This window comes from Cupriavidus sp. SZY C1 (assembly GCF_032190535.1).
In the GTDB taxonomy this organism is placed as follows: Bacteria; Pseudomonadota; Gammaproteobacteria; order Burkholderiales; family Burkholderiaceae; genus Cupriavidus; species Cupriavidus pauculus_C.
Window position 1 is genome coordinate 272,150 of the sequence record NZ_JAUANU010000003.1, and the last position, 25,472, is coordinate 297,621.

Genomic DNA, 25,472 nt, shown 5'->3' on the forward strand with positions numbered 1-25,472 from the left:
GGTGGGAGAGGGGAGCCGGTCCCGTGCAAAGCGGGCCGTCGTCTACTGCATGCATTTCTCCTGATACACCTTCTGCAGTTGCCGGCGCGTGCGGTCGCGTTCGACCGTGGAGATTTCCGTGCCCTGGCTGTTCTCGACCGGCGGGCCGCCTGACGGGCGGTAGCTGCGGCGCGGCGTTTCGCCGATCTGCAGGGCCAGCTGGTCGCACTGTTCCTCCAGCGTGCGCGGCTGGGCCGGCGTGGGCTGGAAGCGGATCGATCCCTGGCGCACGGCGTCGGAGATCGCATCGTTGATCGCGGCGTCGGCCGGCGATGGCTGGGGTGTCTGGGCGTGCCCGTGAAACAGCGGCGTGATGCCGGGCAGCAGTGCGGCAAGGATGGCAAGTTGGACGACGGGACGGCGCAGCAGCATGGCTATCTCCAAAGCGTACCGGCATGCCCGGCGCGGCGCGGCGCGTGGCGGCCGCTATCTCCGGCGGGCGAGTGAAGCGATGGTAGCCCCGGTACCGACGGGGCGTCCATCGCGGGCGTCGACGATCAGGCCGGCGCGCGCAGCGCCAGGTTGAGCTGGTCGACCACCTCGGCCCAGTCGGCGTCCTCGATGAATTCGTCGCGCAGCAGCGCGGCCTGCGCCGGCGTCCAGAACGGCGCTTCCCACAGTTGCTTGTCCTGCGGCAGCGGGGAGTGCTTGGCGATGAACGCGCGGATGCTGGCCTCGTCGTTGGGCAGGCCAAGCTGGGCGAACAGGTCCGAGAACGGGTGGAATGGGGTGTCCATGGCGTGGGTCTTGTGGTTGTCGGGGGATGGGGCGGCGGGGCCCAGGCTTCCAGCTTAGGTCATCCGGCGCCCAGGGGCGGCCGATTTCAGCCGCCGACGATCTGCTTGGCGAACGTCGCGCGTTCCATCTCGACCACGTTGACCGTCACCTGCACGGTCTGGCCAGCCGCGCCGGGCCGCACCATTTCCGCAATTGCGCCCGCCACCAGTTCGCCTAGCTGCTTGCGCACGGCCGGGTCGCGGCCGTCCAGGATCTGCAGCGTGGCGTGCACGAACGCGCGGTCGGCCTGCTCGGTGCCCTGGCGGAACGTGCCGAGCGTCACGCAGCGCGACTTGATGTCGGGCTCCTGGAACTGGCCGCTCGACAGCAGCGCCGCGTTGGCTTCGTCCAGCAGTTCTTCCTGCGAGCAGGTCAGGCGCGTGTTCTCGGTGATTTCGATGACGAGGTGGGGCATGAAACGGCTTCCGTTGGAGAGCGGGGGGAACCCGAATCGTACGGCAATCCCGGCTGTCATGTCGACGTGAGTCGCGCTAAGCTTGCCGGCATGGACCAATTCTCGCTGGAACTGTTCTGGCGCCTGCTGGGCGGGCTGGCCGCCGGCGCCATCATCGGGCTCGACCGCAACCTGCATGGCAAGGCGGCCGGCATGCGCACGCTGGGGCTGGTGTCGCTGGGCGCGGCTGCGGCGGTGTGCGTGGTGACGCTGAACGGGCATCCGCCCGACGCCATGTCGCGCGTGCTGCAGGGGCTGCTGACCGGGGTGGGCTTCCTGGGAGTGGGGGTGATCGCCCGGCATGGCGTGCACGACCGTCCGCAAGGGCTGACCACGGCGGCCGGCATCTGGATGGCGGCCATCCTCGGGGCGGCAGCCGGCGCCGGCTACTACGCCATCGTGGTGATCTCGCTGGGGCTGGGCCTTGTGCTGCTGCGCCTGGGCGGCCATCTGGAAAACAGGCTCCACGCCCGCTTCGACGGCACGCTGAGCAAGCCGTTGCCGAAGGATCATGACGACGCGGCGCCCGGCCACAAGGAAAAGACCCCGCCTGACGACAAGGCCGGGGACCAGGACCCGCCGCAGCGCTGAAGGCGGCGGCCGACGCCGTCAGGCGCCGACGCCGAGCGCCGCCTCGATCCGGCGGATATGGTGCTGCAACTGCGGCCGCACCTTTTCCAGCAGATGGGCCGGCGGCACCAGCGCGTTGGGCCCGCTGCAACTGAGCGTCATCGGCGGCAGCGCCGAGCCGGGGCGGAACGCCAGCGCAATCGAGTTGATGTCCGGCAGCCATTCGCCGAACGACGTGGTGCAGCCCAGCCGGCGCTGTTCGTCGCGGCAGCTCGACAGGATGCCCTCGGCCTGCGCGGCGCTGAGCTTGTCGTCGGCGCGGAAGGCCGTCAGCGCCTGGCGCTGCTCGGCCGGCGGCAGCGCCAGCAGATAGGCGCGGCCGGCCGCCGTGGACAGGCCCGAGACCCGGCTGCCCACCGGCACGCGCAGCGTCAGGTAGCTCTCCGACTGGCAGTTCTCGTAGATCAGCATGCGGCCGCGGTCGCGCACGATCAGCGACGCCACGCCCTGCGACAGCTCGGCCAGCTCCTGCATGAACGGCTTGGCCACGGCCAGCACGTCGGCGCCTTGCTGCCCGGCCGGCGCCAGCGCCAGCGCGGAACTGCCCAGCCGGTAGCGCACCGGATCGGTCAGCGCCTGCAGGTAGCCCAGCTCGGTCAGCGTGTGGGTCAGGCGGGAAATCGTCGACTTGGGCAGGCCGCAGCGCTGCGCCAGTTCGGCATTGCCAAGCTCGGCGTCGAAGGCGCGGAAGCAGGCCAGCACGTCGAGCCCGCGCGCCAGCGCGGTGACGAAATGACGGTCTTCCTTGCGGTTGTCCTTGCGGACGGGCGGCGCGTCGGCGGCCAACGGGATATCCGCGTTGGTCGCGTCGGGGTGTTCGGTGAAGGTCGTTTCCATGAGGCGGCTGCTCAAACGTTGCCGGCGGCCAGCTGCTCGCGCAACCGGGCCTTGAGGATCTTGCCCGACGGCGCGGCGGGCAACTGCGCCACCGTGCGGATTTCGGCCGGGATCTTGTAGGGCGACAGGCGCTCGCGCAGGAACGCGCGCAGCGCTGCCTCGTCGAGCGTCATGCCGCCGCGCACCTCCACGAAGGCGATGACTTCCTCGTTGCCTTCCACGGCGCGGCCCACCACGGCCGACTGCAGCACGGCCGGGAACGCATTGAGCGACTGCTCGACTTCCTCGGGATACACGTTGAAGCCCGAATGGATGATGATTTCCTTCGAGCGGCCGACGATGGACACGGCGCCGTCGTCGTCGATGCGCGCAAGGTCGCCGGTGTGCAGCCAGCCATCGGCGTCGATGGTCTGCGCGGTCAGGTCCGGGCGCCTGTAGTATCCCTTCATCACGTTCGGGCCGCGCACCAGCAGCTCGCCGCTGCCATCGGGCAGCGGATTGCCAAGCCGGATCTCGACGTCGGGCACGGCCAGTCCCACCGAGCAGTCGCTGCGCGGGCTTTCCACGCGGGTCTGGGACACGGTGGGCGACGTCTCGGTCATGCCGTAGCCGTTGTGCAGCACGATGCCGAACGCTTCCTCGAAGGCGGCCTTCAGCGACGCCGTCAGCGGCGCGCCGCCCGACTGCGCGATGCGCAGCGACGGCGTGCGCAGCGACTGGCCGTTGGCGCGGCCCCATTCGATCACCTTGGCGTACATGGCCGGCACGCCGTGCAGCACGGTCAACTGGTCGTCGACCAGCGTGCGGACCAGCTTGTCCGGGCGGAAGCGCGGCTCGTAGAACACCGTCGCGCCGTTGGAAACCGGCCCCACCAGCAGCACCGACAACCCATAGACGTGCGAGATCGGCAGCACGCCGTAGACGCGGTCGCCCGGCTGCACGCGCGACTGCAGCCGGTTGGAATGGCCGATGAACATCAGGTTGGCGTGCGTCAGCATCACGGCCTTGGACGCGCCCGTGGTGCCGGTGGTGTAGATCATCGCCGCCACCTGCTGGCGCGGGTCCGCCTCGACCGGCTCCTGGGCCACGCTGTCATCGACGGCGCTGACCAGCAGCTTGCCGACGTGCGGCCACTCGGCCCACTGCGCGCCACGGGCCTCGCCGTGCTCGCGGGCCTCGGGGAAATCGTTGTCGAGGTAGAGCGTCACGCGGGCGCCGGCGTGCTCGACGATGTTGGCAATCTCGCGCGGCGACAGCCGCGCATTGACCGGCACCGACCACGCATCGATGGCGCTCAGCGCCAGCAGCACCACCGCGCAGCCGACGCTGTTCTCGGTCACCAGCACCACGCGGTCGCCGCCGCGCACGCCCAGATCGGCCAGCGTGCGGGCCGTGTCGCGCACGGCGGTGTCGAGTTCGGCGTAGCTGAGCGCGCGGTGGGCATCGCGGATGGCGATGCGGTCGGGCGTGGCAGCCACCCAAGGCCCCATGGTCTGGTGCAGGCGGCTGAAGGCGGGCTGGAAAGACGGGCTGGAAGAAGCGGAAGCGGCGGTCCCGGGCTGGGCCGACGTCTGGCGGGTACTGCTCATGTTGTCTCCGGGTCAGGCTGTCCGGCGTTGGGACTCGCCGGTATTCGATGTGAGGCATCGTCCCATCGTTGCCGGAAATGTGTCAACCGCACGGCGGAATGAGAATTCTGCCGTGCGGAACGTCTCCTCAATCTCTGTGCGAATATCGGACGCCGACTTGGCTCGACTTGCTTCCCCGTCCCTCCGTTGTACCCACCGCGACACACCCTCGCCGGGTTGTACATCTTTGCAGACAATGCGGATGAGAACGATTATCATGGCGATTGGATTTTTTTGATGCCACACAAGAACATGAAGCAGGGCGTTTCGCTCGGATACCGCATGGCAATTGCCTCGCGCGCGATGGCCGCCATCCTGGGCGGCTACGCCGTGGCCGCGCTGGCGACGGGATGCTTGTCGCTCGTGCTGTCGCAGTGGGTCGGCATGAGTCGGCCCGAGGCCGTGGTGACGTCGACGCTGCTGTCGTTCCTCTGGTTCGCGCTGGCCGTGGTCTGGGTGTTCGCGGCCGATTCCGCCTGGCGGGCGTGGATCGGGCTGATCGTGCCGGCCGCCGTGCTGGGGCTGGGCTGGCTTGCCCTGCGGGGGGCGTGATGACTGAACTCAAGAAAGGGCAGGGGCTGCGCCAGTCGATGGCCTGGCTGCATACGTGGTCCGGGCTGGCGGTCTGCTGGGTGCTGTTCCTGGTCTTCGTGGGCGGCACCGCCAGCTACTACCGGGACGAGATTTCGGTGTGGATGAAGCCCGAACTGCACGGGCTGCTGGGCCAGAAGGTATCGCCCGAGGACGCCGCCCAGCGCGCCTACGCCTACCTGCAGCGCGAGGCGCCCGATGCCGAGCGCTGGTTCATTTCGCTGCCGGACGAACGCAATCCGGCCATCTCGATGTTCTGGACGCGCAAGGCCACGCCGGCCGACGCCGGCAAGCCCGCGCGTGCCCGCCTGGAGATCCGCACGCTCGACGCCATGACCGGCGAGCCCGTGCCCGGCGCCCGCGACACGCGCGGCGGCGACTTCCTCTACCGCCTGCACTTCGACCTGCACTACATGCCCGCCATCTGGGCGCGCTGGATCATCGGCTTCTGCACGATGTTCATGCTCGTGGCCATCGTCAGCGGCGTGATCACGCACCGGCGCATCTTTGCCGATTTCTTCACCTTCCGCGCGAAGAAGGGCCAGCGCTCCTGGCTGGACGCGCACAACGCCATGGCCGTGCTGGCGCTGCCGTTCCACCTGATGATCACGTACACGGGCTTGGTGACGCTGCTGTTCATGTACATGCCGTGGGGCATCCAGGCCGTCTACAACGGCAACGAGCAGGCGTTCAACGCCGAGGTGGCGGCCCGTGCGCCGCGCATCAAGGGGTCGAAGGACGCCGCGCCGCTGGCACCGATCGCGCCGATGATCGTCCAGGCCACCGCGCAGTGGAACGGCGCCGCGCCGCGCCGGATCGTCGTGGACGCGCCGAACAGGGCCAACGCCACGGTGTCGGTCACGCGCGAGGACGGCCGCAACATCCGCACGGTGGCGCCTTCCGTGGTGTTCGCCGGCGCCACCGGCGCGCTGCAGACCAAGCTCGGCGACGACATGGCGCCCGCCAGCAGCACCCGCTTCACGATGGTCGGCCTGCACGTGGCCCACTTCGCGCCGGGGCTGCTGCGCGCGCTGTTCTTTGCGTCCGGGCTGGCCGGCTGCCTGATGGTGGCCACGGGTGCGCTGCTGTGGGCGGTGAAGACGCGCCAGCACCATGCCAAGCGGATTGCCGCCACGGGCCGCACGCCGTTCGGCCTGCGGCTGGTGGACGCGCTGAACCTTGGTGCGATCGCCGGGCTGCCGATCGCCATCGCCGTGTACTTCTGGGCCAACCGGCTGCTGCCAGTCGATCTGGCGCAACGTCAGGCCACGGAGATTCAGGCATTCTTCGCGGCCTGGGCATTGTCGGCATTGCTGGCGCAATGGCGCCCGACCCGCGCGATGTGGCGGGCGCAGCTTTGGGCCGGCGCGGCGCTGTTTGCCGGACTGCCGCTGCTCAACGCGCTGACCACGCCGACGCACCTGGGCGTGACGCTGTTCCACGGCCCTGCCGTGGTCGCCGGCTTCGACCTGACCGTGCTGGCGCTGGGCATCGGCCTGGGCGCGGCGGCCTGGATGCTTGGCAAGCGGGGCAAGGCACCGCGCCGGCAGGCGGCCGAGGCATCGCCGGGCAAGGCGCACCACGTGGCCCATCACGCGCCGCAGGCCGTGTCGCGCAATGTGTCCCACGAGGTGACGCAATGAGCGACGGCGTGGCGCTGGTGTCGGTCTGGGCGGCCTGCGTGGCCGGCCTGGGCTTTGCGATTGGCGGCTTTACCTGGCTTGGCCAGGCGATGCACCGCCATCATGCCGACCTGTTCGGCCGGGGCAGCGTGCCCCCGCCCGCGCGCGTGCAACGCCTGCGCTGGCAGGGCACGATCGCGCTGACGCTGGCGCTGGCCGCCTGCGTCGTGGCGGAAGGCTGGGCCTATGGCGTCGTCTACTGGGCCGGGCTGCTCACCGTCGGCGCATGGGCCGTGGTGGCGGCGTTCTCTTGGGCGCCGCTGGCCACGCCGCGCCTGGCCAAGGCTTCGGTGACGGTAGGCGCCGCCGCCGCACTGCTTTCGCCCTGGCTCGCGCACTAGCCGGGCCATCGGGCAACACGAGCATCGCCAGCAGAGCGATGCCGACATTCACGGACACGGGTGTTGCCTGTCCGCCGCGTTCGGGACGCGGTGCTGGGGAAATCGTTCTACTTTTGGGAGTGTCATCTTGTCTTTTGCCGTACCTCGCGCGCGCTCGCGCGCTGTCCGTTTCTCGCGTATTCCACTGCGTCACCTCGTTACGGCCCTGACTGCGGCCGGCGTGCTGCCGTCGCTGGCCATGGCCCAGGAGGCCGCGCCGGCATCGCCGCAGCAGACGCTGCCCACCGTGACGGTCAAGGCCGATGCCTCGGCCGACCAGTTGCCGGCCCCGTATGCCGGCGGCCAGGTGGCGCGCGGCGCCCGCGTGGGCGTGCTGGGCAACCAGGATTTCATGGACGTGCCGTTCAGCGTCACGTCGTACACGGCCGAGCAGATCCAGAACCAGCAGGCCCGCACCGTGGGCCAGGTGCTGGCCGACGATCCGGCCATCCGCGTCAGCTCCGGCTTTGGCAACTTTGCCGAGACGTTCGTGGTGCGCGGCTTCCAGCTTGCGTCCGATGACCTGAGCTACAACGGCCTCTACGGCATCGCGCCGCGCCAGTTGTCGTCGACCGAGGGCCTGGAGCGCGTGGAAGTGTTCCGCGGCGCCAACGCGTTCCTGACCGGCGTGTCCGCCGCCGGGACCGCCGTGGGCGGCTCGATCAACCTGGTGCCCAAGTACGCCACGGCCGCGCCGATCACGCAGGGCACGCTCGACTACACCAGCGACGGCCAGGCCGGCGGCCACGTGGACGTGGGCCGCCGCTTCGGCAGCAAGAAGGAATTCGGCGTCCGCGTGAACGCGATGGCGCGCGGTGGCGACACGGCCATCGACAACGAAAGCCGCCAGCAGCGCCTGTTCACGCTGGGCCTGGACTACCAGGGTGACGCCTTCCGCGTCAATGCCGACTTCGGCTACCAGAAGCAGCGCATCTACCAGGGCCGCAGCACGGTGACGCTGACCGGCACGGCGCTGCCGCCGGTGCCGTCGGCCACCACCAACTTCGCGCAGCCGTGGACCAATTCGTCGCTGGAAGACATCTACGGGACGATCCGCGCCGAGTACGACATCACCAAGGACTGGACGGCCTACGCGGCGTTCGGCGGCCATCACACCGATGAATACGGCAGCTACAGCGGCGCCAGCGTCGGCAACAACGGCGTGGGTAACGCCACGCGGCTGACGGTGCCGTTCCAGCAGGACACCTTCAGCGGTGAAGTGGGCGTGCGCGGCCGGTTCGTGACCGGCCCCGTCAACCACACGGTCAACGTGAGCTGGTCGGGCCTGGAGCAGAAGAAGGCCACGGCGTTCGAGTTCTCCGGCACCTTCCCCACGAACCTGTACAACGCGCCGGTGGTGCCGTATCCGGCCGCGCCGGCCACGGGCAACATGGCCGATCCGTACGTCACGCAGCGCGTGAACCTGAACGGCGTGTCGGTGGCCGATACGCTGGGCTTCCTGAACGACCGCGTGCTGCTGACGGCCGGCGTGCGCCAGCAGGTGATCAACGTGCGCGGCTATGCCACGGGTACCGGCGCGCAAACGTCCACCTACAGCGACTCGGCCACGTCGCCGATGTTCGGCCTGGTGGTCAAGCCGCTGCAGAACCTGTCGGTGTACTACAACTACATCCAGGGCCTGGCGCAGGGGCCGACGGCCGGCAACACGGCCGTGAACCGCGGCGAGGTGTTCCCGCCGACCAAGACCAAGCAGCACGAGGCGGGCGTGAAGTACGACGCCGGCTCGGTCGGCACGACGCTGGCGTTCTTCCAGATCGAGCAGCCCATTGGCACCACGCAGAGCAACAACGTGTTCGGCCTGCAGGAACTGCGTAACCGGGGCGTGGAACTGAGCGTGTTCGGCGAACCGGTGCGCGGCGTGCGCCTGCTGGGCGGCGTGTCGTACATCGACTCGCAGTACCAGGACACGGGCAACGCGGCCACCGAGGGCAAGAAGGGCGTGGGCGTGCCGAACTACACGCTGACGCTGAGCGGCGAGTACGACCTGCCGTTCCTGGCTGGCGCCACGGTGTCGGGCCGCTTCATCCAGACTGGCCGCCAGTACGCCAACCCGACCAACACCATTGCGCTGCCGTCGTGGAACCGCTTCGACCTGGGGGCCCGCTACACGTTCAAGGCGTCGCAGATGCGCTACACGCTGCGCGCCGCCGTGGAGAACGTCGCCAACAAGGACTACTGGGCAACCGTGTCGACGTCGGCCAACACGCTGGCCATCGGCAATCCGCGCACCTTCAAGGTGTCGATGACGGTCGACTACTGATCGTGCGCCGGCATCGCCAGATGCCGCTGCTCCGCGCGCAGCCAGTCGCGCGGAGACTGGCCCACCCGGGCCAGGAACACTCGTGACAGCGCCGACGGATTGGCATAGCCCAGTTCGTCGGCCAGCAGCTTGAGCGGCTTGCCGTCGCGCAGGCGCGTCTGCGCCAGGCTGATGCGCCAGTCGGTCAGGTAGTCCGCCGGCGGCTGCCCCACCACCTCGCGGAACGCCGACGCGAACGCGCTGCGCGACATGCCCGCGCAGGCCGCCAGCCTTTCCAGATTCCAGTTTTCACCCGGTGCCTCGTGCATGGCCACCAGCGCCCGCGCGAGCCGTGGGTCTGACAGCCCGGTGATCAGCCCCGGCTGGACGCCGACGCGCGCGGGATTGTCGAGCATCCAGCGCAGCAGCTGGATCACCACCACCTCGAACAGCCGGTCGGCCAGCAGCCGCTGGCCGCAGCGCACCTGCTCGGTCTCCGCGAACAGCAGCGACAGGGCCGGGGACAGCCCGGGCACCTCGGCCAGCGGCAGCACGATCAGCGGCGGCAGCGCCCGCGCCAGCGGATTACGCGCGCCGCCGGCGAACTCCAGCGTCGCGCACGAGAACTGCGAGCCTTCCTCGGGCGGGTTGTGGAACGTGTGGAGCGCCGGGCGTGGATACAGCAGCAGCGACGGCTCGCGGATGTCCAGCCGGCGCGGCAGGCCCTTGGCGTGATGGGTCACGCTCATCTCGCCTTCGCGCATGACGTGCAGGAAGCCGCGCTCGGGCTCGTGAAAGCGCGAGATGCCGCACAGCGGCCCGGTGTGGAACAGGTGGGCGTGGATGCGAAAGCGCTCAAGCAGCGCGGACAGGCGATCGATGCCGGACGGAACGGGGTGGCTGGACACGGCTGGACGAATGGGTAGCTTTCGTGGACGAACAGCATCCTATCGTATGTCGTCGGCATCCATAGTGGAACCCAGGGACGGCAACGTCCTGACTTGACCCAAACGAACCTACCGTACAGGAGATCCACCATGACCGCACGTATCCCCGTGCCGGAGCCCGCGCATGCTCCCGCTGCCAGCCAGCCCGCGCTCGACCAGATCCAGGCCGCCTTTGGCGGTGTGCCACAGATGTTCCGCGCCGTCTCGAATTCGCCGGCCGCGCTGCAGTCGATGTGGGGCGCGTTCGGCGCGCTGGGCGGTGGCGCCATCCCGGCTCGGCTGGGCGAGCAGATTGCCGTCGCCGTGGCCGACCGCAACCGTTGCGAATACTGCCTGGCCGCGCACACCGCGCTGGGCCGCAAGGCTGGTGCGTCGGCTGCGGAAATGGCATCCGCACAAGCCGGCCAGTCCGACGATCCGAAAACCGCTGCGGCGCTGGCTTTCGCGCTGCAACTGGTGGAAGGCCGCGGCCAGGTATCCGATGCCGACGTGGCACGCCTGCGCGAAGTGGGTTTCAACGATGGCGAGATCGTGGAAATCCTGGCACACGTGGCGCTGAACCTGTTCACGAACTACGTGAACGTGGCTTTCAACGTGCCGGTCGACTTCCCGGCCGTCAAGCTGACCGCCCGCTGATTCGCCGCCTTGCCATGACAAAGGCCGCCCACATGGGCGGCCTTTTTGCATTGCATCATGCCGTGATGGGTACCCGGCGGCAGGCCGGGCGCCGGTCAGGCGTGGATGGCGGCGGGCGCGAACTGCTTGCCGGTCAGGCTGGCCACGGCCACCGCCATGGCCTGCTCGCGCGCCTCGGCGGCGGCGGGGGCGGGCATGAAGCGCTCCGGCTCGTCGCGGGCCAGCCGCTGCAGGTGGCGCAGCTTGGCCTTCAGGCCCGGCTCGACGCGCGAATCGGGCGTGACGGTGGACGGGCAGGCCACGCCCAGGATATCGAGCGCCTTGCGGAAGTTGTCGACGGTCAGGCCCTCGGCCGGATCCACCTGCACCAGGCGCGCGCGCTGGGCCGCGGTGAACGACGCGGCCGGCGCGGTGGAGATGATGACCCACGCGCCCGGCGCCGGATGCTGGCCAAACCAGGCGTCGATCTCGGCCGGATGACCCCCCTGCACGGGCGGCGTCATGCCTTCCACCTGCAGGTCCAGCTGCTGGAAGATCGCGGCGGGCGTGCCACGGCGCCATGCGTCGGCAACCACCACGCGGGCGCCGGCAATGCCGAACAGGCGGCGCAGGAAGCCAAGGGCGATCGGATCGAAAAACCTGACGTCACGCAGGGTCCCCGTGTTTGGCGTACCACCCAGGCGGGCAGCGGAGCGGTCCGAATACAGGACGCCGGGTACGTCCAGCATGATGAGGCGTTCGGTCATGATTTCTCGTGGTCAATCGGTGATGGGATGAACCAAGCGTATCCGTGTTTTGCGTGGGAAAGTCGACACAAAATGTGCGCAAGTGCAACAGTTGTGTAACTTTTACGCGGGACTCGTTAATGCCGGTTACCGCTTCGGTCCAAGTGTTTCTCGCGGACACATCTGCCGCGCCAGGCCTTGTTTTCCGGCCTGTCCCGCTGCGCGGATACCGCCGTAATGCAAGCCTCAACGGGTCGTCGGGGCGCCCGGTTGACAGGAAAATGAAAGGAAATGTTCGAGTGGGGCGGAGACGTCCGGGATCGATCGTCGATGGCTAGCCCTTGCGCAGCAACCGCATTTCGAAATGCTCGAACGCGTACTGGCAGGCGATGCCGCAGAACAGGTCGGCCTGGCCCACGGGCTGCTCGCAGTTGTGGCACGTGCCGCACGGCTTGAGCCGGGGCGCCCAGTCGCGGCCCGCGGCTTCGAAGTCCTCCTGGAACGACATGTCGTCCTGCACTGCCTTGCGTAGCATGCGTTTCTCCGCTTTCCGTCCGCCGGGGCGCTCCCATCCGACACCGGCCGCCACCCTGGGCATGACCTGCCATGCTAGCGGGGCGCGGCCGGGCGGCGAATCGGATCTGCCTTAATTACGGCGGCAATCGACGAAAGCTGAAGTTTTGCGGCGGTGCGGCAACGGCGCGGCGTGTCAGAACTGGAAGCGGGCGACGTCCGATTCCAGCGCGGCCGCCTGGTGATCGAGCCGCGCGGCCTGCGTGCTGACCTCGTCGACCAGCGTGGCGTTGTCGGCGCTGGTCTGTTCCAGCCGTGCCAGCGCGTCGCCGACGGTGCGGATGCCGCTGGCCTGCTCGTCGGCCAGCATGCGCAGCTCGGCCGCGAGGGTGTGGCTGTGGTTGACGGCTGCGTCGATGCCGGCCATCGCCGCTTCCACCCGGCCGCTCAGGTCCGCGCCACGCGCGATCTCGTTGGCGGCGTCGCCGATGATGCCGCCGATCTCGCGCGCGGCCGTGGCGCTGCGCTGCGCGAGTGCACGCACTTCCTGCGCCACCACCGCAAAGCCCCGGCCGGCCTCGCCGGCGCGCGCGGCTTCCACGGCGGCGTTGAGCGCGAGGATATTGGTCTGGAACGCGATGCTCTCGATGACCGAGACGATCTCGGAAATATTGCGCGACTGGGCGTGGACGTTGGCCATCGCGCCGCTCATGTCGCGCACGGCGGCCATGCCGGCGCCGGTGGCTTCGCGCGCGCGGCTGGCCATGTCGCTCGATTCCTGCGCCTGCGCGTGAGCCTGCTGCACCAGCGTCGTCAGCCGCGTGACGTTGGCCGCGGCCTCGGCCAGTGCGGCGGCCTGCAGGCCGGTGCGCGTGGCCAAGGCCTGGTTGCCCTGGGCGATGCCGTCGCTGGCCCTGGTAATCTCGTGCGCGCAATGCTGGATGCGCGCGAGCACGCCGGCCAACTGGTCGCGCATGCCGGACAGGTTGAACAACAGGCTGCTGTCGTCGTGTTCCCGCAGGGCGATGTGGGCCGTCAGGTCGCCGCTGGCGATGCGCGTGGCGAGCGTGGCGGCATCGCGCGGCTCGCCGCCGAGTTCGCGCGTCAGGCTGCGCGCAGCCACCCACGCCAGCAGCGCGGCGGCGGCCAGGCTGGCGGCCAGCAGGCCGATCATCACGGTCTGCGCGGTGACCTGCGCCGAGGCCACGCCGGTCACGGTGTCGGCCGCCTGCTGGGCCATCGACACCCGCACGGTTTCAACCCGCGCGCCCAGCTTCTGCAACTGTTCGCCCAGGAAATGGCCGTCGATGGACACCGCCGCGTCGAACTGCAACGGGTCCAGCGGCTGCTTGCGGATCAGATCGACATAGTTGCCGACCAGTTCGGCGGCGGCCTTGCGTTCGGCCAGCAGCGCGCGGGCCTGGGCCGGGGCGGCCTGCCGGACGCCGTCCACCGCCGCATCCAGATGGCGCGATGCCTCGGTGATGTCGTGGACCGCGGCGTCGCGCTCGGCGGAACTGGTGGCCAGCGTCAGCGCCAGTTGCGCGCGGCCCAGCATCGCCAGCGATGCCTGCGCGCGCTCGGCGGCGATGGCGCCGCGCATGTCGCGCTGGTAGAGCGTATCGGTATCGCGTTTGAGATCGATCAGGTTGACGATGCCGGTGAGCCCGACCATCGCGCCAAACGCATAGATGAGGACAAATGCCGCGGAAAGACGCACGACCAGCGGCAGTGCCGCCAGGCCCTGCCAGACAGATTGGCCGCGCCGGCCCGGCAATGCCAGCTTGATGGCTTGCAACACAACAGAACTCCTTCGGAGCAGCGCTCCGCCATGCATGACCCTGGCAACCGCCACAGCGGGCTTTTTGGCGAAACGGCCATGAGGGGAGGCTGGCGACGCCCGTCTTGCTGCGGTGCGGCGTGATGCTCGGTGAACAATGTGACAACGGCGTGACAGTCGGCATGTGGCAGGTTTGTCATACGGGCGACACAATTCTGTCCTGCAATGGCGCGCGCTTACTCTGTGCCTGAATTGCAAAGTCGTGCTCAAGCGTGCTTGGGGTCGGCCGTTAACAAGCAGGTGGCCTGCCATCCGTCCGAGTTCGTTTCATGTTGCCCGTTGCCTCCGATTCGGCCGCGGCCCGAGAGGCCGTGAGACCGCCACCGCTGCACGCGGTGTTCCAGCCCATCGTGACGCTGGCCACTGGCGACATCCTGGGCTACGAGGCGCTGATCCGCGGCCCGGCCGGGTCGATGCACGCATCGCCGGACGCGCTGTTCCGGCTGGCGCAGGACACCGGCACCACGGTGGCCCTGGAGATGTCGGCCGCGCGCACCGCGCTGGCGTCGTGGGCGGCGCTGGACCTGCCCGGCAAGCTGTTCCTGAACTTCAGTCCGCTGACGCTGCGCCATCTGCTGGACCGGCGCGGCAGCGCCATGGCGTCGTTGCTGGGACTGGACGGCGGGCAGGGCGCCCGCACGCGCATCGCCCCCTCGCGCGTGGTGATAGAGGTGACCGAACAGACCGCCGTGGGCGACGCCCGCAGCTTTGCCGCCGTGATGGCGGTGCTGACCGACCTGGGTGTGCCCTACGCGCTGGACGACTTCGGCACCGGCCATGCCAACCTGGACCGGCTGGCCGAGCTGGCGCCGCAGTACATCAAGATCGACAAATCGCTGGTGCGTGGCATTCATGCCAGTTCGCGCCGGCTGGAGGTATTGCGCGCGATCCTGGGTACGATGCACGCGCTGGGCGGCCGGGTGATTGCGGAAGGCATCGAGACGGCCGAGGAACTGGCGCTGGTGCGCGACCTGGGCGTGGCGGCGGGGCAGGGCTACTTCCTGGGCCGGCCCGCCGCGCTGCCGCCCACCGAGATTGCGGCGGAGGTGCGCACGGTGCTGGCATCACGCCAGATCGCCGTGTTTCCGCAGATGCTGCGCACCGGGTGGTCGGGCATCACGGCGGGGCAGTTGCTGCGGCCGGTGCCGGCGGTGAGTGCGGAGACGTCGAACAACGACGTGCTGGCGCGCTTCCACGCGCACGGTGACTTGCATGCGATGGCCGTGCTGGACGAGCACCAGCGGCCCATCGGGCTGATCAATCGTCAGACGCTGCTCGATCGTTACGCGACGCCGTTCCACCGGGAGCTGTACGGCCGCAAGGCGTGCATCGCGCTGGCCAACCTGGAGCCGGTCTGCTTCGACCGGCGCGCGACGCTGGAGGAGATGGCCGACCACGTGGCCGGCGAGCCGTCGCGCGCGCTGGCCGACGGCTTTGTGATTACCGACGAGGGCCGCTACGTGGGGCTGGGCACGGGCGCTGACCTGCTGCGCGCCATCACCGATGTCCGTATGGAGGCGGCACGCTATGCGAATCCGCTGACATTCCTGCCCGGCAACATCCTGCTGAACCAGCATATCGACCGCCTGATCGAGGCCCGCAGCCCCTTTCACGCCTGCTACGCCGACCTGAACCACTTCAAGCCGTTCAACGACCACTACGGCTACTGGAAGGGCGACGAGCTGCTCAAGGGCGCCGCCGCGATTCTGGCGCAGGCGTGCGACCCGGCGCGCGACTTCCTGGGCCACATCGGCGGCGACGATTTCCTGGTGCTGTTCCAGGGCGACGACTGGGAGGCCCGCATCCGCGGGGCGATGGCGAGTTTCGATGATGCCGCGCTGTCGATGTACGCGCCGGCGGACCGCGTGGCGGGCGGCATCCATGGCGAGGACCGGCACGGGCGGCCGATGTTCTACCCGTTCGTGACGATGGCGGTGGGCGCGGTGCGTGTGGGGGCCGAGGCAATGGCCACGTGGCGGCTGGGCAGCCAGCACGTGGGTGCGGCGGCCGCCGTGGCCAAGCGGCAGGCGAAGGGGGCGCCGGAAGGCGTGGCGGGTATCGACATCGCCGACCTCGCCGCGCGTGGCGAGCTGGAGAGCTAGCGCCGGCCTAGCGGTTGGCCAGCGCTTCCAGGCCCAGCCGTGGCGCGCGATGGGCGGTCAGCTCGGCCCGTGCGGCGCTGTCCAGCACGTCGAGCCGGTAGCCCTGCGCGTAGACCACCGTGACCGTCACGCCGTTCTCCGCGCAGAGATCGAGCGTCCGGCGCATGCGCGACACCAGCCCGGCCAGCGCGCGCGACGAAGGCGGCAGTGAGTGGCCCCAGATCGTGTTCTCGATGCGCTGCGTCGCCAGGATGCGGCCCGCGTTCGCAAACATCAGCATCGCCAGGTCGAATTCCTTCGGCGTCATCGGAATGCGCTGGCCGTGCAGCGTGGCGTAGCGGCCGGGGTTGTTCAGTTCGTAGGGGCCGGCGCGCAGGGGGATATGGATGCTCAGGCGGGTGCCGGACATGCGGCGGCGCAGGGCCGCGATGCGGGCCAGCAGCACGCGGGCGTTGAGCGGGCGGACGATGTAGTCGTCGGCGCCGGCGTCCAGCGCTTCGACCATGTCGTCGTCATCGTTCTCGCTGGAGATCATGACGATCGGCACGTCGCGGTTGCGCACGGCGCGGACGGCGCGGATGACGTCGATGGCGGAGATATCGGGAAGGTCGCGGTCGATGAGCAACATGTCGAAGTTGTCGTGGCCCAGACCGTGGATCAGGTCTCTACCTGCCTGGAAGGCGCTGCACTGGAAGCCCGCGATGGACAGCAGTTCCTGCATGGGATAGAGCGGCGAGTTGCGGCTGGCGAGCAGCGCGATATTGGATTGGGGGTTCATACGACACTATCGAACTTGCAAAATGCATTGAATGGAACAAACACGATGCAGCGTATCGACGGGGCATGGGCGCAACAATCGGTGTTTCTTTAAAAGGACCGACCGGCGACGACGAGGTGGCGCCGGGCTGGCGCTGGGGACAAGCCCGATCGTTATCCACAGATTTTGTGGATAACCGGGGCGGCGGGTGGCGCGGCGCGGCGGCGGGCCGCCACCGCATCGGCGTGATCAAAAATTGGGCAGCGCGCGGCCGGCGACGGGCGGGGTGCAAATCGCGCGACGCGCTATGCCAGAATACGGCTCATCGTGTCCAGGACAGTCCACGGTATACGTGCCTATGTTCAGTCCCAGCGTGATTGCCGCCGTCATCCTCGCGTTCCACATTGTCGGGATCGTTGCCGCGCTGCATGCCGTCATGACCGTGCGCACGGCGCCCGGCGCCATCGCGTGGGCGGGGTCGCTGGTGATGATGCCGTACTTCGCGATCATCCCGTACCTGATCTTCGGCCGCAGCCGCTTTGCCGGCTACGTCAACGCGCGCCGCTTCAACAACGACCGCCTGCGCGAGATTCGCCACGGCATGACCCACCAGGAGCGCGAGGCGCTGGCCGCCAACGTCGTGCCGGTGCCGCAGCAGGCGTGCCTGCGGGCGCTGCCCAGCCTGACCGGCATGCCGTGCCTGACGAACAACGACGTGCGGCTGCTGGTGAATGGCGACGCCACGTTCGCGGCGATCTTCGACTCCATCGACGCCGCCACCGAACAGGTGCTGGTGCAGTTCTTCATCGTCCATGACGACGATCTGGGCCGCGCGCTGCAGCAACGCCTCTGCGACAAGGCGCGGGCCGGCGTCAGGGTTTACTTTCTCTACGACAGCATCGGCTGCCACGCGCTGGGGCGCGGCTATGTGCGGACGCTGCAGCAGGCCGGCGTGCAGGCCCGGCCGTTCTCCACCCATCCCGGCTTTGTCAATCGCTTTCAGCTCAACTTTCGCAACCACCGCAAGCTGGTGATCGTGGATGGCGCGCGGGCGTTCGTCGGTGGGCACAACGTCGGCAACGAGTACCTGGGCAAGCGCCCGCCGCTGGCGCCGTGGCGCGACACCCATGTCGACATCCGCGGCGCGGCGGTGCTGGACCTGCAGATGGCGTTTGCCGAGGACTGGTACTGGGCCGCCCGCGAGGTGCCTTACCTGATGACGCCGCCGCCGCGGCGCGTGGGCGACATGATCTGCCAGGTCGTGCCGTCGGGGCCCGCCGACGCCCAGGAAACCTGCTCGCTGTTCTTCGTCGAGGCCATCCAGGCGGCCACGCGTCGGCTGTGGATGACATCGCCATACTTCGTGCCGGACGAGGCCGTGTTCGCGATGCTGCGGCTGGCGGTGCTGCGCGGCGTGGACGTCCGCATCCTGATCCCGTCGCGGCCCGACCACCTGGTGGTGTACGGCGCGTCGACGATCTATGCCTACCAGGCCGTGCGCGCGGGCGTGAAGATCTATCGCTATCAGCCGGGGTTCCTGCACCAGAAAGTCGTCCTGATCGACGACGAGGCGGCCGCGGTGGGCACCGCCAATCTCGACAACCGGTCGTTCCGCCTGAACTTCGAGCTGATGGTGATGACCGCCCACCCGGCCTTTGCTGCCGACGTGGCGCGCATGCTCGAAGCCGATTTCGCCCAGGCCCGCCAGATCGACTCGCGCGATTTCCTGGGCTCGCCGGCCATCCTGCGCGTGGCGATGCACGTGGCCAAGCTATTCGCGCCCATCCTGTAGACGTGGCGTCTTCGCCATTCAAACGCGCCCTGTGTGCCGTATCGACGACTGGCAGTCGTTGTGTACACTGTCTACTATTCACAGTAGACGCGTGGACAACGTCCACATGGGAGCTGACATGACTCGAACTGCCGCCGCAACGCCTCCCACCCGCACCACGTACCGCCACGGCGACCTGCGCCGCGCACTGCTCGAAGCCGGCATCGACCTGGCCCGCGAAGGCGGCCCCGACGCCATCGTGCTACGCGAAGCCACCCGCCGCGCCGGCGTGGTCCCCAACGCCGCCTACCGACACTTCGCCAGCCGCCAGGACCTGCTGCAGGCCGTCCGCGCATCGGCGCTCTCCAGCCTCGCCATGGCCATGGAATCCGAAATGGCCGCCATCCCACCCGACGCAACCCCACCCGACCGCGCCCGCGCCAGCCTGCGCGCAGTGGGCATCGGCTACCTGCAGTTCGCGCTGGCGGAAACCGGACTTTTCCGCACGGCATTCTCGGTACCGGACGACGTGGAAGGCGACGCCGACCCAGCCAAGGCCGGCAACAGCGGGATGAACCCCTTCGAACTGCTCGGGGCGGCCTTGGACAGATGGGTCGACGCGGGCCTGCTATCGGCGGAACGGCGGCCCGGAGCGGAGTACGTGGCGTGGTCGGCGGTGCACGGGCTTGCGGTGCTGCTGATTGACGGACCGCTGCGAAGCCGGGCGAAGGAACAGGCGGGGGTGATTGGGGAGAGGCTGCTGGGGATGGTGGAGAGGGGGTTGTAGGGATAGCCGTCGACGACAACTCGCGCCGCGCCATTCACAACCCCCAACAAAAAAACGCCAGCCTCCCGGCCGGCGTCTTCCCAAACCCCAACACCCCAAATCAGAACTGATTCATCGTGTTGTCCTTGCCTGCGGCCTTCAGTGCAGCTTCGCCGCTGAAGTATTCCTTGTGGTCGTCACCGATGTCCGAGCCGGACATGTTCTGGTGCTTGACGCAGGCGATGCCCTGGCGGATTTCCTTGCGCTGCACGCCTGCCACGTAGCCCAGCATGCCCTGGTCGCCGAAGTATTCCTTGGCCAGGTTGTCGGTGGACAGTGCGGCGGTGTGGTACGTCGGCAGCGTGATCAGGTGGTGGAAGATGCCGGCTTCGCGCGAGGCGTCGGCCTGGAAGGTGCGGATCTTCTCGTCGGCCAGCTTGGCCAGTTCGGAATCGTCGTACTCCACGCTCATCAGTTGGCCGCGTTCGTACATCGACACGTCCTTGCCGGCTTCCTTCATGGCGTCGTACGCCTGCTGGCGGAAGTTCAGCGTCCAGTTGAACGACGGGCTGTTGTTGTACACCAGCTTGGCGTTCGGGATGGTCTTGCGGATCTCGCTGACCATGCCGTTGATCTGGGCGATGTGCGGCTTTTCGGTTTCGATCCACAGCAGGTCGGCACCGTTCTGCAGCGCGGTGATGCAGTCCAGCACGCAGCGGGCTTCGCCGGTGCCGGCGCGGAACTGGAACAGGTTGCTCGGCAGGCGCTTCGGACGCAGCAGCTTGCCGTCGCGCTTGATGATCACGTCACCGTTGCCCAGCTGGTCGGCCGACAGTTCCTCGCAGTCCAGGAACGAGTTGTACTGGTCGCCCAGGTCGCCCGGCGTGCGGGTCACGGCGATCTGCTTGGTCAGGCCGGCGCCCAGCGAGTCGGTGCGGGCCACGATGATGCCGTCGTCCACGCCCAGTTCCAGGAAGGCGTAACGGATGGCGCGGATCTTGGCCAGGAAGTCCTCGTGCGGCACGGTGACCTTGCCGTCCTGGTGGCCGCACTGCTTTTCGTCGGACACCTGGTTCTCGATCTGGATGCAGCAGGCACCGGCTTCGATGAACTGCTTGGCCAGCAGGTACGTGGCTTCGGCATTGCCGAAACCGGCGTCGATGTCGGCGATGATGGGCACCACGTGCGTCACGTGGTTGTCGATCTTTTCCTGGATGGCGGCCTTGGCCGGGCCCTGGGCGGCGTCCAGTTCGCGGAACAGGCCACCCAGTTCACGGGCGTCGGCCTGGCGCAGGAACGTGTACAGCTCGCGGATCAGCGCGCTGACCGACGTCTTCTCGTGCATCGACTGGTCGGGCAGGGGGCCGAACTCCGAGCGCAGCGCGGCGACCATCCAGCCGGACAGGTACAGGTAGCGGCGTTCGGTGCTCTTGAAGTGCTTCTTGATGGAGATCATTTTCTGCTGGCCGATAAAGCCATGCCAGCAGCCCAGCGACTGGGTGTACTTCGACGGGTCCGCGTCGTACGCAGCCATGTCCGCACGCATGATCTTGGCGGTGTACTTGGCGATGTCCAGGCCCGTCTTGAACTTGTTCTGGACCCGCATGCGCGCGGCGTACTCGGGATTGATCGCATTCCAGGCGCTGCCGTTGGTCTCTTTCAGCGCGGCGATTGCCTGGATGTCGTCTTGATACTGGGCCATGGGGAAGTCCTAATAAGAGTTGACGCGTTGGTAGAAGGATTCGGTGCCGCCACCGGCTGTTTCAGCCAGCAGCATGAGAACAAGTGTATGGCCGAATCCCGTATTGCAACGTAACTCTTATATAAGACATAAGACTTTGTTTGTCGTTATGAATCAATGAGATAGCGGCGATATTTTGCAATGTGGAAGGCGTTTTCTCAGAACGAAACCGCCGGATGGGCGCCAGACTCAGTCAGATTTCGCAATGTGAAAGGTGCTTTCAGGTGCTGAGTGGCGGGGGGCAACGCCCGGCCCGGAAGCGCCGCTGCAGATAGCAGCCGCCAACAGCTACGCCGCCAGGCGCAGCGTGCGGGTCAGCAGGTTCTGCAGTTCGTCCACCGCCTTTGCACCGCGCGATTCCCGGCTGCGATAGACGGCCACTTCCATCGGTTCCAGCGGCCCCAGGCCCTGTTCGCTGCCCAGGATGCGCAGGTGCGGGGGCGCGCTGCATTGGGTCAGGGCGGCCACGGCCAGGCCGCTCTCGATGGCGGCGATCTGCCCGGCCAGGCTGGAGCTGTGATAGACGACCTTGTAGCGCCGCCCCTGCTGCGCCAGCGAGTGGATGGCCACGCGCCGCGCCAGGCTGGCGTCCTCGTAGACGGCGATGGGCAGCGGGTCGCGTCGCCACGTTTCGAACTCGGGCGATCCCACCCAGACCATCGGCTCATGAAACAGCAGCGTGCCGCGCCGCGCGTGGTCGCGCGAGACCAGCGCAAGGTCCAGGTCGCCGCTGGCCACGCGGGGAATCAGCGACGTCGACTGCTCGCAGATCAGTTCGATTTCCACGCTGCTGTGGCGCGGGGCGAATCGCTTCAGCACCGGCGTCAGGTATTTCTCGGCGTAGTCGTCCGGCACACCCAGCCGCACGCGGCCAGTCAGTTCGCCGCCAGTCAGCGCGCCCTGCGCCTCGGCGTGCAGGTCCAGGATGCGCCGCGCGTAGCCCAGCAGCGTCTGGCCCTCGGGCGTCAGGCTCAGCTTGCGGGCGCTGCGTTCCAGCAGCCGCTGGCCAAGGGCGTCTTCCAGCTTCTTGATCTGCATGCTGACGGCCGACTGCGAGCGATGGATCTCGCCCGCGGCGCTGGCCAGCGACCCGGCGTCGACCACGGCGACAAAGCACTTGAGCCAGTCCATCTGCAGATCGCGGGGTGTCGTCGTCATCGGGACCTTTCGATTATCGAAACCATGTCTCGCGGATTATGCGCTTTTCAGGATCGAGGCGGGGCGCCAGACTGGTCGCCATGAAATCAGATTCGATACCGCATGGCGCCACGCCTGGCGCGCGCCGCACGGCATGTACGGGACTTGGCGATGGCGCCTGGCCGTTCCTGCTTGGCAACGTGCTGCTGGGCACCATCGGCATCTTCGTGAGCCAGGCCCACGCGCCGCCGCTCACGGCTGCGTGGTCGCGCTGCGCCTTCGGGTGGCTGGGCCTGACGGTCTGGCTGCTGTGGCGACGAAGGCTGCGCGATGTCCGGCTCACGCGCGCCCATGCCGCCTGGGCGCTGACGGCCGCCTCGCTGATGGTGGCAAGCTGGGTGCTGTTTTTCGATGCCATCGGCCGCACGTCGGCGGGCATGGCCGTCGTGCTGTTCCACGTCCAGCCGCTGTTCGTGCTGGTGCTGGGTGGCCTGTGGCTCGGCGAGCCGGTCGGCAAGGCCCGTCTGGCGTTCGTGATGGTTGCGATGGCCGGGCTTGTGCTGGCCACCGGCCTGCTGGAGCCGGTCTTCCGGCCCGGTACGGGTCGGGCGCCAGACGCGGCCTACTGGATCGGCGTGGCCGCCTGCCTGCTGGGCGCGCTCTGCACGGCCGGCGCCACGCTGATCGCGCGGCGGCTCGGCAACCTGCGCGCCGGCGTGCTGGCATGGTGGCAATGCGCCATCGGAACGGTCGTCCTGCTGGCCTGGCCGATCCACCACGGCTGGCCGGCGCCGGGCTGGCCATGGGCGTGGCTTGCCGGCATCGGCATCGTGCACACGGCCCTGGCCTATACACTGATCTACGCAGGCATGGCGAAGCTGCGCACCGCCCGCATCGCCGTGTTCCAGTTCGTCTATCCCGCCACGGCGGTGCTGATGGACTGGCTGGTACTCGGCCACCGCCTGAGCGCGTGGCAGATCGCCGGCATCGGCGTGATGGCAGCGGCCATCCTGATGGCGGAACGCCAACGCTGACCGGGCGCTGCAGAGCCCGCGCCCGGCCGCCACGGTGTGCGTGGCGGCCGGGGCAGCGCTGCGGATCAGGTGCGCCGCGCCGTGAGCCACTTGTCCGCGGCCAGCGGCTCGGTGCAGATCCGCACCTCGCCAATCTGGCCGAGGAAGCCGTTCGACGGCACGTTGGCGTAGACGCCGCCGCCCACGAAGAAGCGGCTGGCGGCGCCCACGGTGGCGATGCCGCGCGTATTCGACGCGTTGCGCAGCACCGGGGCCCCTTCCACGTACATCACCGTCTCGTTGTTGGCCGGCGTGTTGACCACGGCCACGTGTACCCATTTCTCGGCGATGATCTCGCCCGACCAGTTGGCGGCCGGGTTCTTGGTGCCGGCCGTGCTGGGCGTGACTTCCCACTGCACCTCGCGCAGGCTGGAAATGGCGAAGATCAGCGGGCTCTCGTCGGCGTCGCCGCTGCCAAAGCCCGTCACGGCGCCGCGCCGGCCTTCGCGCTCCATGATGTTCATCCAGGCGTTGTTGCCGGCCGTCCACGACGCGGGCACCTTGATGAACGCCTCGACGGTGTAGCCGTTGTCGAACGTCATCGCGTTGAGCGCCGCCGTGGTGTCCGTGGCAAAGAAACTCATGCGCGTGGGGCTGTTCACCGAGTTGGCGAACTTCACGCTGCCCGGCGCGGCCGACAGGAAGTGGTGGTCGTTCGACCACGTCACGTCGCCCAGCTGCGCGGCGCCGCCATCGGCCAGTGCCGCGCGGCTCAGCGGGTTGGCGCCGGTCATGTCGTTGATGACCTGGCCCACCGGCACCGCCGCGCCGTTGGCGCCGCCAAAGAAGCGCCAGTGCGCCACGGTGGAGGCCACCAGCGGATAGTCGTTGGTATCGGCGGCGGCCTTCTTGTCAGCCACCGACGGCTCGGTGTAGTTGGCCAGGATGGCGGCCTTGGCGCGGTCGTTGATCGGGTCGTTGCCAGCCGCCGGGATGGCGAAGTCCGGGTTGAAGCGCGCAAAGCGCTTGCGGAAGTCGAAGTCGATCTCGAACTGCTGGTTCTTGTCGGTCAGCACGGCCACGTCGAATTCGTTCAGCGTCTCGGTGGGCTTCTGCGGCACCCACGGCGAGAACGAGATGACCTTGATCTTGTTGTGCGTGAGGTCGAATTCGTAGAGCCGCATCAGGCCGTTGCCGCCCATGTACGCCATCTGGTAATCCACCACCATTTCCTCGACCGGGTTGCCGAAGTCGTTGGTCTTGGTCAGGTGCGCGGCGCCATGGTAGTGGCCGTTCAGCGTCATGAAGATCTGGTCGTTGTCCTTGATCAGCTTGTCCCAGAGCATCAGGCCGTACGGCACCTCCAGCGGGCTCACGCCGTCCGGGCCGATGTTCAGCAGCTGGTGGGTGGACAGGATGACCGGCACCTTCGGGTAGCGCTTCAGCACGTTGCGCGCCCAGGTGATGGCCGCGTCCGACGCGCGCCACGACATCGACAGCACCATGAAGCGGTTGCCGTCGACTTCGAAGAAGTGGTACTCGTGGAAGCCCGACGGGTCGCGCCCGCCAAACGTGGCCTGGCGCTGCGCCCGCGTGGTCGGGAAGTTCTTGAGGTAGGGCTCGTTGGCCAGGTTGCGCTGCGCGTCGGTGTTCGACGCCTGGCTGCCCGCGTTGACGTAGTCCACGTCGGAGATCACGTCATGGTTGCCGGCCAGGATCGAATACGGCGCGCGGGCGGCCTCCATCACCTCCATCGCCTCGCTGGCAATCTGCCATTGCAGCGGCTTGGCCTGCTGGTCCACCACGTCGCCCAGGTGGATCGTGAACGGAATGCGCAGGCTGGCGGCGTTTTCCGTGATCCACTTGGTCTGCGCCATGAACGGCGTGGAGCCGTACTTGCGCTGGAACTGCAGGTTCTCGTCCGTGGTCGCGTAGCGCGAGTAGAACTGCGTGTCGGGCAGCACGGCCAGCGCGAAGCTCGATACCTTGGCCGACGGCGTCGTGCCGGTGCCGGTGCCCGGCGTGGTGCCCGTGCCCGTGCCGGGGCTGGTGGCCGGCGGCGTGCCGGGCGCGGCATCGTCGCCGCCGCCACAGGCGGCCAGCAGCGCGGAGGCGCCCAGCGACATCCCCAGCCCGGCTCTCAGCAGCAGGCGGCGCTGACGGTCTGGAATGCCCTCCAGGCTGGCGGTATCGATGGCGGATGGCTTGCCCGGCGTTTTGTCTTGCATGTCGACTTCCCTGTTGAC

General features: G+C 68.4%; 23 protein-coding genes. 10 read left to right on the forward strand and 13 right to left on the reverse strand.

Annotated elements, in window-relative coordinates; genetic code table 11:
* Nucleotides 1–42: 42 nt before the first annotated feature.
* The 3 genes from QTN24_RS07525 to QTN24_RS07535 all read right to left on the reverse strand — a co-directional run bounded on the left by QTN24_RS07525 (nucleotide 43) and on the right by QTN24_RS07535 (nucleotide 1,231).
* Nucleotides 43–411: a hypothetical protein gene (locus QTN24_RS07525; RefSeq protein ID WP_313836104.1), complete on the reverse strand. Its 369-nt coding sequence runs from the start codon at nucleotides 409–411 to the stop codon at nucleotides 43–45.
* 125 nt (nucleotides 412–536) lie between these two features.
* Nucleotides 537–776: a DUF2789 domain-containing protein gene (locus QTN24_RS07530; protein WP_124686479.1), complete on the reverse strand. Its 240-nt coding sequence runs from the start codon at nucleotides 774–776 to the stop codon at nucleotides 537–539.
* An 86-nt stretch (nucleotides 777–862) separates the two neighbouring features.
* Nucleotides 863–1,231: a 5-carboxymethyl-2-hydroxymuconate Delta-isomerase gene (locus tag QTN24_RS07535; protein WP_313836106.1), complete on the reverse strand. Its 369-nt coding sequence runs from the start codon at nucleotides 1,229–1,231 to the stop codon at nucleotides 863–865.
* Between the two features lie 90 nt (nucleotides 1,232–1,321).
* Here QTN24_RS07535 and QTN24_RS07540 point away from each other — a divergent pair, with 90 nt between their 5' ends.
* Nucleotides 1,322–1,861, forward strand: coding sequence for an MgtC/SapB family protein (locus QTN24_RS07540; protein ID WP_313836108.1), 540 nt, complete (start codon nucleotides 1,322–1,324; stop codon nucleotides 1,859–1,861).
* Between the two features lie 18 nt (nucleotides 1,862–1,879).
* Here the strand turns inward: QTN24_RS07540 and QTN24_RS07545 are convergent, their stop codons facing one another.
* Both QTN24_RS07545 and QTN24_RS07550 read right to left on the reverse strand, forming a co-directional pair.
* Complete coding sequence (locus tag QTN24_RS07545; RefSeq protein ID WP_313836110.1) at nucleotides 1,880–2,737, reverse strand: IclR family transcriptional regulator; 858 nt, start codon at nucleotides 2,735–2,737, stop codon at nucleotides 1,880–1,882.
* Between the two features lie 11 nt (nucleotides 2,738–2,748).
* On the reverse strand, nucleotides 2,749–4,326 hold the full coding sequence (locus QTN24_RS07550) for a class I adenylate-forming enzyme family protein (RefSeq protein WP_313836111.1): 1,578 nt from the start codon (nucleotides 4,324–4,326) through the stop codon (nucleotides 2,749–2,751).
* A gap of 321 nt (nucleotides 4,327–4,647) precedes the next feature.
* Here QTN24_RS07550 and QTN24_RS07555 point away from each other — a divergent pair, with 321 nt between their 5' ends.
* The 4 genes from QTN24_RS07555 to QTN24_RS07570 all read left to right on the forward strand — a co-directional run bounded on the left by QTN24_RS07555 (nucleotide 4,648) and on the right by QTN24_RS07570 (nucleotide 9,299).
* Nucleotides 4,648–4,917 carry a DUF3649 domain-containing protein gene (locus tag QTN24_RS07555; RefSeq protein WP_313836112.1) on the forward strand — a complete coding sequence of 90 codons (270 nt, stop codon included), beginning with the start codon at nucleotides 4,648–4,650 and terminating at the stop codon, nucleotides 4,915–4,917.
* Nucleotides 4,917–6,599, forward strand: coding sequence for a PepSY-associated TM helix domain-containing protein (locus QTN24_RS07560; RefSeq protein ID WP_313836113.1), 1,683 nt, complete (start codon nucleotides 4,917–4,919; stop codon nucleotides 6,597–6,599). The genes QTN24_RS07555 and QTN24_RS07560 overlap by 1 nt, the downstream gene beginning before the upstream one ends.
* Nucleotides 6,596–6,979, forward strand: coding sequence for a DUF3325 domain-containing protein (locus QTN24_RS07565; RefSeq protein ID WP_124686485.1), 384 nt, complete (start codon nucleotides 6,596–6,598; stop codon nucleotides 6,977–6,979). The genes QTN24_RS07560 and QTN24_RS07565 overlap by 4 nt, the downstream gene beginning before the upstream one ends.
* Before the next feature lie 220 nt (nucleotides 6,980–7,199).
* A complete protein-coding gene (locus QTN24_RS07570; RefSeq protein WP_313836116.1) occupies nucleotides 7,200–9,299 on the forward strand; it encodes a TonB-dependent siderophore receptor in 2,100 nt (699 codons plus the stop codon).
* Here the strand turns inward: QTN24_RS07570 and QTN24_RS07575 are convergent.
* Nucleotides 9,293–10,186 (reverse strand): AraC family transcriptional regulator, encoded by an 894-nt coding sequence (locus tag QTN24_RS07575; RefSeq protein ID WP_313836118.1) that lies wholly within the window; start codon nucleotides 10,184–10,186, stop codon nucleotides 9,293–9,295. The two genes, QTN24_RS07570 and QTN24_RS07575, sit on opposite strands and share 7 nt — an antisense overlap.
* A gap of 129 nt (nucleotides 10,187–10,315) precedes the next feature.
* Here QTN24_RS07575 and QTN24_RS07580 point away from each other — a divergent pair, with 129 nt between their 5' ends.
* Nucleotides 10,316–10,861: a carboxymuconolactone decarboxylase family protein gene (locus tag QTN24_RS07580; protein ID WP_124686487.1), complete on the forward strand. Its 546-nt coding sequence runs from the start codon at nucleotides 10,316–10,318 to the stop codon at nucleotides 10,859–10,861.
* Nucleotides 10,862–10,956: 95 nt separating this feature from the next.
* On the opposite strand, the gene QTN24_RS07585 is transcribed toward QTN24_RS07580, so the two are convergent.
* From QTN24_RS07585 to QTN24_RS07595, 3 genes are all read right to left on the reverse strand, one after another.
* The gene (locus QTN24_RS07585) at nucleotides 10,957–11,607 is read right to left on the reverse strand and encodes an HAD domain-containing protein (protein ID WP_313836120.1); all 651 of its coding nucleotides are present in this window, start codon (nucleotides 11,605–11,607) and stop codon (nucleotides 10,957–10,959) included.
* 313 nt (nucleotides 11,608–11,920) lie between these two features.
* Entirely contained in the window at nucleotides 11,921–12,121 is a 201-nt protein-coding gene (locus QTN24_RS07590; RefSeq protein WP_313836122.1) for a hypothetical protein, read from the reverse strand.
* Nucleotides 12,122–12,295: 174 nt separating this feature from the next.
* Complete coding sequence (locus tag QTN24_RS07595; protein ID WP_313836124.1) at nucleotides 12,296–13,900, reverse strand: methyl-accepting chemotaxis protein; 1,605 nt, start codon at nucleotides 13,898–13,900, stop codon at nucleotides 12,296–12,298.
* A 308-nt stretch (nucleotides 13,901–14,208) separates the two neighbouring features.
* Between QTN24_RS07595 and QTN24_RS07600 the strand changes: the two genes are divergently transcribed.
* Nucleotides 14,209–16,041: an EAL domain-containing protein gene (locus QTN24_RS07600; protein ID WP_313836126.1), complete on the forward strand. Its 1,833-nt coding sequence runs from the start codon at nucleotides 14,209–14,211 to the stop codon at nucleotides 16,039–16,041.
* 7 nt (nucleotides 16,042–16,048) lie between these two features.
* Here QTN24_RS07600 and QTN24_RS07605 read toward each other — a convergent pair whose 3' ends face one another.
* Nucleotides 16,049–16,819, reverse strand: a complete 771-nt coding sequence (locus QTN24_RS07605; protein ID WP_124686492.1) for a response regulator transcription factor — start codon at nucleotides 16,817–16,819, stop codon at nucleotides 16,049–16,051.
* 337 nt (nucleotides 16,820–17,156) lie between these two features.
* Between QTN24_RS07605 and cls the strand changes: the two genes are divergently transcribed.
* Both cls and QTN24_RS07615 read left to right on the forward strand, forming a co-directional pair.
* Nucleotides 17,157–18,590, forward strand: coding sequence for a cardiolipin synthase (gene cls, locus QTN24_RS07610; RefSeq protein WP_313836130.1), 1,434 nt, complete (start codon nucleotides 17,157–17,159; stop codon nucleotides 18,588–18,590).
* 118 nt (nucleotides 18,591–18,708) lie between these two features.
* A complete protein-coding gene (locus tag QTN24_RS07615; protein ID WP_313836132.1) occupies nucleotides 18,709–19,356 on the forward strand; it encodes a TetR/AcrR family transcriptional regulator in 648 nt (215 codons plus the stop codon).
* Between the two features lie 100 nt (nucleotides 19,357–19,456).
* Here QTN24_RS07615 and QTN24_RS07620 read toward each other — a convergent pair whose 3' ends face one another.
* Entirely contained in the window at nucleotides 19,457–21,037 is a 1,581-nt protein-coding gene (locus tag QTN24_RS07620) for an isocitrate lyase (protein WP_313836133.1), read from the reverse strand.
* A 327-nt stretch (nucleotides 21,038–21,364) separates the two neighbouring features.
* Nucleotides 21,365–22,234 (reverse strand): LysR substrate-binding domain-containing protein, encoded by an 870-nt coding sequence (locus QTN24_RS07625; RefSeq protein ID WP_313836135.1) that lies wholly within the window; start codon nucleotides 22,232–22,234, stop codon nucleotides 21,365–21,367.
* 80 nt (nucleotides 22,235–22,314) lie between these two features.
* Here QTN24_RS07625 and QTN24_RS07630 point away from each other — a divergent pair, with 80 nt between their 5' ends.
* The gene (locus QTN24_RS07630) at nucleotides 22,315–23,247 is read left to right on the forward strand and encodes a DMT family transporter (RefSeq protein WP_313836137.1); all 933 of its coding nucleotides are present in this window, start codon (nucleotides 22,315–22,317) and stop codon (nucleotides 23,245–23,247) included.
* Nucleotides 23,248–23,312: 65 nt separating this feature from the next.
* Here QTN24_RS07630 and QTN24_RS07635 read toward each other — a convergent pair whose 3' ends face one another.
* Complete coding sequence (locus QTN24_RS07635; RefSeq protein WP_313836139.1) at nucleotides 23,313–25,454, reverse strand: LamG-like jellyroll fold domain-containing protein; 2,142 nt, start codon at nucleotides 25,452–25,454, stop codon at nucleotides 23,313–23,315.
* Between the last annotated feature and the right edge of the window lie 18 nt (nucleotides 25,455–25,472).